General features: G+C 70.2%; 7 protein-coding genes and 5 pseudogenes. 8 read left to right on the plus strand and 4 right to left on the minus strand.

Annotation, left to right across the window (positions count from 1 at the left end; translation table 11 throughout):
• Positions 1–55 precede the first annotated feature (55 nt).
• Positions 56–472, plus strand: a pseudogene (locus ACY45C_RS16265) (acyl-CoA dehydrogenase family protein); the annotation flags it as partial.
• Between the two features lie 19 nt (positions 473–491).
• Here ACY45C_RS16265 and ACY45C_RS16270 read toward each other — a convergent pair.
• A pseudogene (locus tag ACY45C_RS16270) lies at positions 492–1,205 on the minus strand (RNA-guided endonuclease InsQ/TnpB family protein); the annotation flags it as partial.
• A gap of 23 nt (positions 1,206–1,228) precedes the next feature.
• Here ACY45C_RS16270 and ACY45C_RS16275 point away from each other — a divergent pair.
• Positions 1,229–1,519 (plus strand): hypothetical protein, encoded by a 291-nt coding sequence (locus ACY45C_RS16275; protein WP_462188438.1) that lies wholly within the window; start codon positions 1,229–1,231, stop codon positions 1,517–1,519.
• Positions 1,520–1,723: 204 nt separating this feature from the next.
• Entirely contained in the window at positions 1,724–2,122 is a 399-nt protein-coding gene (locus ACY45C_RS16280) for an NUDIX hydrolase (RefSeq protein WP_462188436.1), read from the plus strand.
• Between the two features lie 36 nt (positions 2,123–2,158).
• On the opposite strand, the pseudogene ACY45C_RS16285 reads toward ACY45C_RS16280, so the two are convergent.
• A pseudogene (locus tag ACY45C_RS16285) lies at positions 2,159–3,321 on the minus strand (glycerophosphodiester phosphodiesterase).
• 396 nt (positions 3,322–3,717) lie between these two features.
• Between ACY45C_RS16285 and ACY45C_RS16290 the strand changes: the two are divergent.
• Positions 3,718–4,242, plus strand: a complete 525-nt coding sequence (locus ACY45C_RS16290; protein ID WP_462188432.1) for a SixA phosphatase family protein — start codon at positions 3,718–3,720, stop codon at positions 4,240–4,242.
• On the opposite strand, the gene ACY45C_RS16295 is transcribed toward ACY45C_RS16290, so the two are convergent.
• Positions 4,205–5,791, minus strand: coding sequence for a protein kinase domain-containing protein (locus ACY45C_RS16295; protein WP_462188437.1), 1,587 nt, complete (start codon positions 5,789–5,791; stop codon positions 4,205–4,207). The two genes, ACY45C_RS16290 and ACY45C_RS16295, sit on opposite strands and share 38 nt — an antisense overlap.
• 234 nt (positions 5,792–6,025) lie before the next feature.
• On the opposite strand from ACY45C_RS16295, the gene ACY45C_RS16300 reads away from it, so the two are divergent.
• On the plus strand, positions 6,026–6,547 hold the full coding sequence (locus tag ACY45C_RS16300) for a toxin-antitoxin system HicB family antitoxin (RefSeq protein ID WP_462188433.1): 522 nt from the start codon (positions 6,026–6,028) through the stop codon (positions 6,545–6,547).
• A 90-nt stretch (positions 6,548–6,637) separates the two neighbouring features.
• A complete protein-coding gene (locus ACY45C_RS16305) occupies positions 6,638–7,480 on the plus strand; it encodes a DUF4097 family beta strand repeat-containing protein (protein WP_462188434.1) in 843 nt (280 codons plus the stop codon).
• 27 nt (positions 7,481–7,507) lie between these two features.
• Here ACY45C_RS16305 and ACY45C_RS16310 read toward each other — a convergent pair.
• Positions 7,508–8,036: pseudogene (locus ACY45C_RS16310) on the minus strand (SAM-dependent methyltransferase); the annotation flags it as partial.
• Between the two features lie 590 nt (positions 8,037–8,626).
• Here ACY45C_RS16310 and ACY45C_RS16315 point away from each other — a divergent pair.
• Both ACY45C_RS16315 and ACY45C_RS16320 read left to right on the plus strand, forming a co-directional pair.
• A complete protein-coding gene (locus ACY45C_RS16315) occupies positions 8,627–8,935 on the plus strand; it encodes a dynamin family protein (RefSeq protein ID WP_462188435.1) in 309 nt (102 codons plus the stop codon).
• Positions 8,936–9,616, plus strand: a pseudogene (locus tag ACY45C_RS16320) (hypothetical protein); the annotation flags it as partial.

Genomic DNA, 9,616 nt, shown 5'->3' on the forward strand with positions numbered 1-9,616 from the left:
AACACGCTGCGCAACCACCCGCCGAGCCCGCAGATGCCTCAAACCCGCTTAACTTCGAAGAGCCGGTATCGCCCGCGCCGCGCTGGACGACGCGCTGCGTTACGCCCAGGAACGCGAGGCCTTCGGCAAGCCGATCTGGAAACACCAGTCCATCGGCAACTATCTCGCCGACATGGCCACCAAGTACACCGCTGCCCGCCAGCTCGTCCTCCTGGCCGCCGACCGCTACGACGCCGGCGAGCGATGCGACCTGGAAGCCGGGATGGCCAAGCTGTTCGCCTCGGAAACCGCGATGGAGATCGCGCTCAACGCGGTCCGGGTGCACGGCGGCTACGGCTCCTCCACCGAGTTCGACGTCGAACGCTACTTCCGCGACGCCCCACTCATGATCATCGGCGAAGGCACCAACGAGATCCAACGCAACGTCATCGCCGCCCAGCTCATCGCCCGAGGGGGAATCACCGTTACATGAGAGCGATGGATAGCGATGTTCATGCCGCCTCGCCTCTCGGTGAGGCACCCCCGGTCTGACCCGCTGGCGCGGTGCCGGGTTCCCGCTTCACAGCCACCGGCCCCGCAGGCGGGGTCTTACGGTCGACTCCACGGGCAGTTTTAACGTCGCCGATGTACTGGCGGTCGACGAGGTTATGCAGGTTGACCGCGGCGTTGGCGTCGCGGTCGATCGCCAGCCCGCAGGACTGGCAGTGAAAGGTGCGGTCGGCCAGGGTCAGGCTTGGGTTTCGCCAGCCACAGCCGGAGCAGGTCTTCGAGCTTGGATACCAGCGGTCCGCGACGACCAGCCGCGACCCGTACCAGATGGTCTTGTAGGCGAGCTGCCTGCGGATCTCGGCCAGGCCGGTGTCGGACACGGCGCGGGCGAGGCGCCGGTTGCGGACCATCCCGGCGACGTGCAGATCCTCCACCACGATCACATCGTGGGACGTCGCGAGTCGGGTCGTGATCTTGTGAAGCCCGTCGCGGCGCTGGTTCGCCACCCGAGCGTGGATCTTCGCGAGGTGCGCGGCCCGCTGGTGTCGGCCAGCGATTCCCGGCTTCAACCGGGCGTAGGCCCGCGACGCGCGCCGCAGCCTGCGCAGCGAGCAGGCGAGCGGCTTCGGGTTGGCGACCTGCTCGCCGGTGGAGAGGACGGCGAGGTGGTGCACGCCTGCGTCGAGGCCGACCGTGCCGCCGCGCCGCTGCACCGGCCGGATGATCCGGTGGTGATCCTGTGACCGGCGGGGGATGGCCGTTGCTGGTCCTGGACGGCGACGGCGCACTGATCACCAGCTTTCCGCAGGCGGAGTTCGACAAGGCCCACCGGTGGGCGCCTGCCCGGGCCGGGGAGCCGGTGGTGGAACTCCCGATCCTGGTGGAAGACCTGCTTGTACGGGTGACATGGACGATCGGCCGCACCTCGTGCACGGCAGCCCGGTGGGGAGTGGTGCCGGACGGGCCGGTGACACCACCGGTGGGCTGTCTGCTCCACGGTGGCGCCCGGTCGGGGCGGAAGACACGATGACCCGGCTGTGGGAGGTAGAGACCGGGAACGTTCCGGACGTGGAACTCCCCGGCGGCGACGGGCTGCTCCTGGCCACGGCGGAGGACGGGGTGGCCACGGTGACGGTGCATCCCCGGACCTGGCCTGGCGGACCGTGCCCAACCCTCCACACTTTTCCGTCGCGACGTCGGCCCCCTCCCTACACTGGTTCCCGTGACGGCAGCGGTGGGCAAACGGCAGGCCGTGGTCGCGGTGCTGCTGAGGGCCGGTCGCGTACTAGTCATCCGGCGTGGGCCGCAGGCGCAGAGACCGGGCTACTGGGCTCCGCTGAGCGGCCGGATCGAGCCCGGCGAGAGCCAGGCGGCGGCGCTGGTTCGCGAGGTCCGCGAGGAGGTGGGGCTGGCGGTCACCCCCCTTGCGAAGGTCTGGGAATGCGACACCGACGACGGCAGCTACCAGCTGCACTGGTGGACCGCCGAGGTCGGATCCGACGAGGAACTGATCCTCGACCCGGGCGAGGTGAGCGACGCCCGCTGGGTGACGCCGCACGAGTTCACCCGGCTGGAGCTCACGTTCGCCGGTCACCACGAATTCTTCGAACGGGTGCTTCCGACCCTCGGTTAACCGGCTGTCCGATGTCGAGGCGGACCTGCCGGCGGGTCAGTGAGTGGGGTGATGGTCGGCCGGCGGGGGTCCGGGGTTCGGGAGGCCGGCGGCGACGGCCCGGGCGCGGACACTGATATCGGCCTGGTCGGTGAACAGCCCGTCGATGCCCGTCTTGAGATAGGCGACCTGTTCGTCGACGGCCCGGCCGAGGTCGCTGGGGCTGGTGCCCACCTGGTAGTCCTTCGGGAGGAAGGTGTTCTCCGCGCGGAAGGTGTACGGATGCACCACCAACCCGGCGGCGTGGGCGTCGGTGACCAGGGAGGTCGGGGTACCCAGCGTCCCGTCCCCGGCCCGGGGGATGACCTGAAGCTTGTCCGGGCCGATGCCGTTCGCGTAGCGGGCGATCTGCCACAGCCCGGCCAGCGTCGACAGATCCTGGTACGTCCGCGGGTCGCCGGCATTGACGAGGTCGAACGGCGCGCCCGTGGCGGACAGCAGCTGTACCGAGGCCGTGCGCAGGCCGAGTGTACGCAGCTCGCAGAGATTCGTGGTCGGACGTACACCGGCGCGCCCCGGTGGTTCAGGCCGTACCGGACCAGGATGTCCAGCAGCCGCCGCTCCAGGGGCAGGCCGGCCTTGGCGAAATAGGTCGGGTGCTTGGTCTCCGGGTAGACGCCGATCTCGCGGCCGAGTTCCCGGGACAGCCGGGCGCGTAGATCAAGCAGTTCGGTGAACGTCGGGATCTCGAGCTGGCCGTCGTACCTGGTGTTCTGCGGGCGGACCTCGGGCAGCCGTTCCTTGGCGCGCAGCGTCTTCAGTTCGGCCAGGGTGAAGTCCTCGGTGAACCAGCCGGTGGTCGCGACGCCGTCGAGAATCTTCGTCGTCCTGCGGGCGGCGAACTCGGGATGCGCGGCGACGTCGGTGGTTCCGCCGATCTCCGGCTCGTGCCGGCAGACCAGGACGCCGTCCCTGGTGGGCACGAGGTCCGGCTCGACGAAGTCGGCACCCAACCGGGCGGCCAGTTCGTAGGAGGCCAGGGTGTGCTCCGGACGGTAGCCGGACGCTCCTCGATGCCCGATCACCAGTGTCGGGCGGCGCTGGCCACCGCCGGAGCCGAGGGCGCCCGCCGGGGCGACCGACGCGGCTACCGGGGCGAGGAGAGGGACGGCGGCGAAAGGCGCTGCGACGATCCCCGCGAGCACGCGACGACGGTCCACAAGTCCTCCAGCGCAGCGGCGACGACCCTCGCCGACGGAGCGCCCATAAAGCCAACCGGGAACAGCCGACCAACGAACGGACCACGTGTTACCCGCCGTGGTCGCCCAGATGGCACTTTGATGAACCTGGCGCACGAACAGTCGGCCGTAACCATCAGCCGCGCGCAACGGTGACGACCTCGGCCAGTCCGCCTCCGTCGACGTGCGGACCGCGGTGGCACGAGCGGCCCTACGGCCGCCCGGTCGGTACGGGCCGCTACGGTATCGGGGTCGGCCCTGCCCGGCATGCAGGACGATGTAGATGATCAGAGAGGGTTTCGACCGGAGGGCGAGCGATCGCGGATCGCCGGAGTTCGACGACAGGATCCGAGCTACGCGTCGATAGGAGGAGCGGACGTGGTCGACTTCGTCCTTCTCCGGCACGCCCATGCCGGCGAGAAACACACGTGGCAGGGGCGCGACGAACACCGTCCGCTCAGCCGGCGCGGCCAGCGCGAGGCGCGGGCGGTAGTGGACCTCCTCCGGCCGATTCCGCTGGCGCGGATTCTCACCAGCCCGTACGTCCGCTGCGAGCAGACCGTCGAGCCGGTGGCGGCCGACCGGGGCCTGCCGGTGCAACGGTGTTCGGCCCTCGCGGTCGGCGCCTCGCCGTTCGACCTGCTCGCCGTGCTCACCCAGGACGACAGCGGGGACGCGGTGCTGTGCACGCACGGCGAGGTGATCCGCGTGCTGTTCGAGGCGTGGCGGCGGCAGGGCAGGACGACGCTGCCCGGCCCGGACGACTGCACCGCGAAGGGTGGTGCCTGGATCATCCGTGGTTATCCGGACCGCGAGGCCACCGCCCGTTACGTCGCTGTGCCGGGCAGCGGGGAACAGAACCCGCTCAGCCCGGGGCGGCCGACACCCGGACACCGCAGGTGAGGTTGGCCAGGTAGACCTGGGTGCGTCCGCTCGGGTCCAGCAGCAACGGCGGACCGCCGCGGGCCGCGGTGCCGAAGCTGATCTCCCGGCCGTCGGCGGCGTCGTGGAGCTGCAGCCCGCAGTCGTCCGAGCCGGCGAAGTCCACGACCTCGACCCGGACAAGGCCCGAGGGGACCTCGAACGCGTCGGTGTCGCCGGTGCCGGCCTGCTGGGCGAAGGGTAGGACGGCCGTCCCCGATCCGGAGCGGGCCGTCACCGAGCACCCGGGGTCGTTGGCCTGCCAGTGGAAGCCGCCGACAAGCGGTACCTGGAAGGTCTTCGCACCGTAGACCTCCTTGATCGTCTGCTGCTCGCCGGTGCTGTCGCTGGTCACGATGATCGTGCACCCATTGTCGGTGCCTTCGATCTGGTCGATGATCGCGAGACGCCACGGCGCGTCGGCGGTGAAGGACTGCCGGCTACTCGTCGAGTTGTCCGCGCTCGAGTTGTTGCCCCCGGCCACCAGCACGGTGGCGAGCGCCCCCGCGAGCGCGAGGACCACGACGGTGCCGGCGCCCACCAGCAGCCAGCGACGGCGACGGCGTGCCCGCGGCTCGGGTGCCGGGGTCTGCGGCGAACCCGGGATCTGCGGTGCAGCCGGTGGGGTGGGTGTCCGGGCTGCGTCGGGAAGGATGCGCGTCACTGGGATCTGCGCCCCCGGGCGTGACCGACGAGCCGCTCGCACAGGTCGAGCGCGGTAGGCCGTTGCGGCGGCTGGCGGTCGAGTGCCTCGCGGACGGGCGCGTGCAGCTCTGGAGCGAGCCGGTCGGAGTCGATCTGGAACTCGGCGGCCGCGATCCGCGACGCCACCGCGTCGGCGGAGCCGCTGCCGAACGGCGGCTGGCCGGTGGCGGCGAAGCAGACCAGTGCCCCCCCAGCCGAACACGTCGCTGGCGGCGGTGACCTCCCCGCCCGTGGCCTGCTCCGGCGAGAGCCACCCGGGCGTGCCGACGACTCCGCCCACCGCGGTCAGCGGGCGCGCCTCGGCCGCCGCGGCGATCCCGAAGTCGATGACCTTCGGCCCGTCCGCGGTCCACAGCACATTGGACGGTTTGAGATCGCGGTGGATCAGGCCGGCCGCGTGGATGGACGCCAACGCCTCGGCGAGCCCGGCCGCCAGGATGATCTGCTCCCCGGTGGGTAGGGGGCCGGCCGCCGCGACCTGGGCGGCGAGGTCCGGGGCGTCGACGAACTCGGTGGCCAGCCATGGACGTTCAGCCTCCAGCTCGAAGTCGACGAGCCGGGCGGTGTGGGCACCGCCGACCCGGAAACACGCCTGGACCTCGCGATGGAATCGCGCCCGGAACTGCGGATCGTCGGCGTACTCCGGTCGGATCAACTTGACCGCGACCTGGCCGAGGGGACCCTCGGCCAGGTAGACCACACCCATCCCGCCGGCACCGAGCCTGCCCAGCACCCGGTGCCGGCCCAGTGACCCCGGATCCGTGGCCCGCGGTGGCTGCATCCTGACGCCGTGCGCGTCGCCCGGCACATCCACCCCCGTCTGCATCACCGCCGCCACCGGGCGGATCGCCCCACTATCGCCGAGGCCTGCGACGGTGACGAGAGCACCCCGACGATCGCTACTTTTCGTAGTCGTCGCACGCAACGAGGGTTCGCGACCGCCCCGCCGGCAGCCGTACCGGCCGGGCAGCCGAGGCGACGACAGCCGCGACGGCAGCTGTGACGTCCTACTGGCTGCCAGAGCTTGCACATGACGTCAACTTGGCGCCACCATGACGTCATGGACCTTGCGCCGTATGTCGAGAACCTCCGCCGGGAACTCGCGGCAGCCGCAGAAGCCGGGGGTGAGGACGCCCGCGCGCTGGCCGAGCGGCTCACTCTGCCCCTGGACTCGGCCGTCAGGCTCGCCCTGCTGGAGGCGCTGTCGGCCGCCGCCGACGAGATCACCCGAGAGTTGGCGCCGGGCTCGGTCGAGGTACGCCTGCGTGGGCGAGACCCTGATTTTGTCGTGACGCCACCGCCGACCGACCACTCGGGGGCGGACGACTTCAAGGCCGCCGTGGTCAGGCAACCGTCCGCCGCTCCAGAAGACGACGAGGGACGTACCTCGCGGATCACGCTACGCGTCCCCGAGCGTCTCAAACCGCGCATCGATGAAGCGGCCGAGCACGAAGGACTGTCCGTCAACGCCTGGCTGGTGCACGCCGTCTCCGCCGCGCTCGACCCTGGTGCCGCGGGACGGCGCACCGGTCCGCACGCAGGCCAGCAGCTGGGGCGGCGTTACAGCGGCTGGGTGCGCTAGCCACGCCAGCGTTCACCGCGTTCACCGCGCCAGCGTTCACCGCGCCCGGGCAAGCCACGCCCGGGCTGACGACGCCACAAGGAGATCATCATGCCGACTTTCCGCACCCCCGAGCCGATCCTCGCCGTCATCGAACTCGGGACCGGCCACGTCCGGATCAACGCGAGCGACCGCGCCGACACGGTCGTGGAGGTACGCCCGAGCGACCCGTCGCACGACACCGACGTTCAGACGGCGCGAGAGACCCTCATCGAGTACGACGAAGGGAAGCTTCACCTCAGAGCACCCAGGAAGAAGGCCCGCTCGCTGTCCGGGCCGGACGGCTCCGTCACCGTGACAGTCGAGCTGCCCACCGGTTCGCGGGTCGACGCGAGCTCGATGACCAACATCCAGAGCACGGGCCGCCTGGGCGATTCCAGCTTCCACACCGCCACCGGCGACATTGACCTTGACCAGACCGGCAGGCTCCGGCTGGGGACCGCCGACGGGAACGTGTCCGTGGGCCGCACGACCGGGCACGCCGAGATCAAGACCTCGAACGGCATGATCCGGATCCGCGAGATCGATGGCTCGGCGGTAGTCAAGACGGCCAACGGGGGCGTCACCATCGGTGAGGTGACGGGGGACGCGCGGCTGATCACTGCCGCCGGTGCCATCACCGTCGACCGCGCGCTGGCGGGGGTCGAGGCCAGGACCGCCTCGGGCAGCGTGCGGATCGGCGAAGTGGTGCGCGGCGCAGTCGCGCTCGTATCCGGTTCCGGCCGGCTCGAAGTGGGAGTACGGAAAGGTACCGCCGCCCTGCTGGACGTCCGCTCGGGACGCGGCGGTGTGCACAGCGAACTGACCACCATCCACGCCCCCGCGCCCACCGACGAGACCGTCGAGGTGCGCGCCCGTACCGGCGACGGCGACATCCTGATCCACCGTGCCTGACCATTCCCGAAGCGCGAGCCGGCCCGGCTACGCTTTCCGCCCGATGGCGCCGTAGCAGCTGACCTGGGCGTTGGTCAGGTCAGCGGGCACGGTGTCATCGGGCCGCCAGCGGTGTGCCACCTCCACCCCCGGGTCGACCAGCTCCAGCCCGGTGAACAGACGCTCGACCTCGGCGCGGCTGCGTAGCTGGGTGGAAATCCCCCGTTGCCGGTAGGCCTCGGCCGCCACCAGCAACGTGGGGTCGAAGTCGCCGGTGCCGTGGGTGAGAACGAGGTAGCTGCCGGACGGAAGCACGTCGACGAAGCGACGGAGAATGCCGTGCGGGTCGTCGGAGTCGGGGATGAAGTGGAAGATCGCGATCAGGGACAGGGCGATCGGCTAGGTGAGATCGAGGGTGTCGCGCAGTTCCGGGGCGCTCCGGGTCGCGCAGATCCGCGTCGAGGTAGGCGGTGCGGCCCTCGGGGGTGCTGGCGAGTAGGGCTCGGGCGTGGGTGAGGACGATCGGTACCACCCCCGGGTTGCACATGTCCGTTTTCTGAGGCTCATGCAGCGCCGGCCCGTCGGACGGCGAGATCGCGGCGGCTCAGTCAGGGGGTGTCGCGGTCACCCTGCGGATTATGAGATCTGTGAGTGTCGCGTCGGTGCTCCTGAATGAGGACCGTCAGGTTGAGGCCTGTGGCTCGACGTGACTCGCAGGAGATCCGGCCGCGTTCGTGTGCCCTCCCGACGACGCGTCCGTCGCTGTCATGGGCACCAGCCTGGTCCACCTGCTGGCCTGATCAGAAGCCTGTCCGCCGCTGGCGTGACTCCTCACAGAGCGCCGTTGGTGACTCCCAGCCAGGCCGGTGCGTTGTTGGCCGCACTCGGGAAGGGAGCACGACCAGGCCCATGCTGGCAGAGTGCGCCGCGCTCACGCCGGCACAGGGCCGACCGGAACGTGCCATGTCAGTGCCGCATGCCCAGTGGGACGGACGTGCATCATGGCGAGTCATGACCCGATAGTCATCTTTCTAACACGTTCCGCTCTTTCTGGGCACAGGGGTCCGACACGCCACGCAGCATCGTTCACCTAGAATCGTGATGTCAACGGGGGGAACCGTGCAGCAGGCAGCAATGAACGCAGGCACCGGGGCAAGCACCGCCGCCGTGACCGCGGCCAACGCCGCCGTCGTCGAGCGGTTCCGCTCAGTCGCGAGCATCCTGCCTGTCGATGACCGGGCGACGTTCGAGCTGGCCCAGGCGTTGGTGCGATGCGCCGACCGCCAGCGGGAACCGATGCGCGTCGCCGTCGCCGGCCAGATCAAGCGCGGCAAGTCGACCGTCGTCAACGCGATCGTCGGCGAGAAGGTCGCGCCGACCGGCCAGCTCGAATTGACCTTCAACGTCGTCGAGCTAGGTCACGCGCCGACTCGTTCCGTGCGGATCCATCTAATCGACAACACTGTGGTCGATTAGATGGCTGACCAGTTGGCGAAGCTGAGTGTCACCGCCGCGGCGGACCTTCATCTGCTCCGTGACATCCGCAAGATCGAGTTCGGTGCACCGATCGAGTTGCTCCGGTCGTTCCGGCTGGTCGACACGCCAGGTCTGGCGAGTCTGCACGGTGTCGACTCCGCGAACGCGGCGCGGTACCTCGGCATCACAGACCCGGTGGTCGCCGACCAGGTCACCGACGTGCTACGCGCGACCGGCCGGGATGCAAGCGCCGTGCACGCCGACAGCACGGCCGAGGTCGACCGCGCCGACGCCGTCGTCTTCCTGTTCAGTGGCGGGGTCGGCGAAACCGACCTAATCGCCGTGGACCGTTTCTCGGCGGGCGAGAGCGCCGCCGACGGCCGGGACGTCAACCCGCTCAAGGCGTTTGGCGTCCTGAGCCGCTGCGACGAACGGTACTGGCCGCCGGGGCCCGGCCTTCCCGGCAGTCCCACACCATGGGCCTACGACCCGATGGCTGACGGCGCCCGGCAGGTCGTCGACCGTCTGATGCGGGATCCGGTGGTGCAGCGACACTTCTACACGATCGTCCCCGTGGCCGGCATCGTCGCGAGCGGCGCGCAGACGGCGAGCAGCGAGCTGTTCAACGTGTTCGCCGACCTCAACCGCGAGCTTGGGCTCGAGGATCTTAGCGACCTGCTA

The sequence above is a fragment of the Frankia sp. CcWB2 genome, assembly GCF_977927585.1.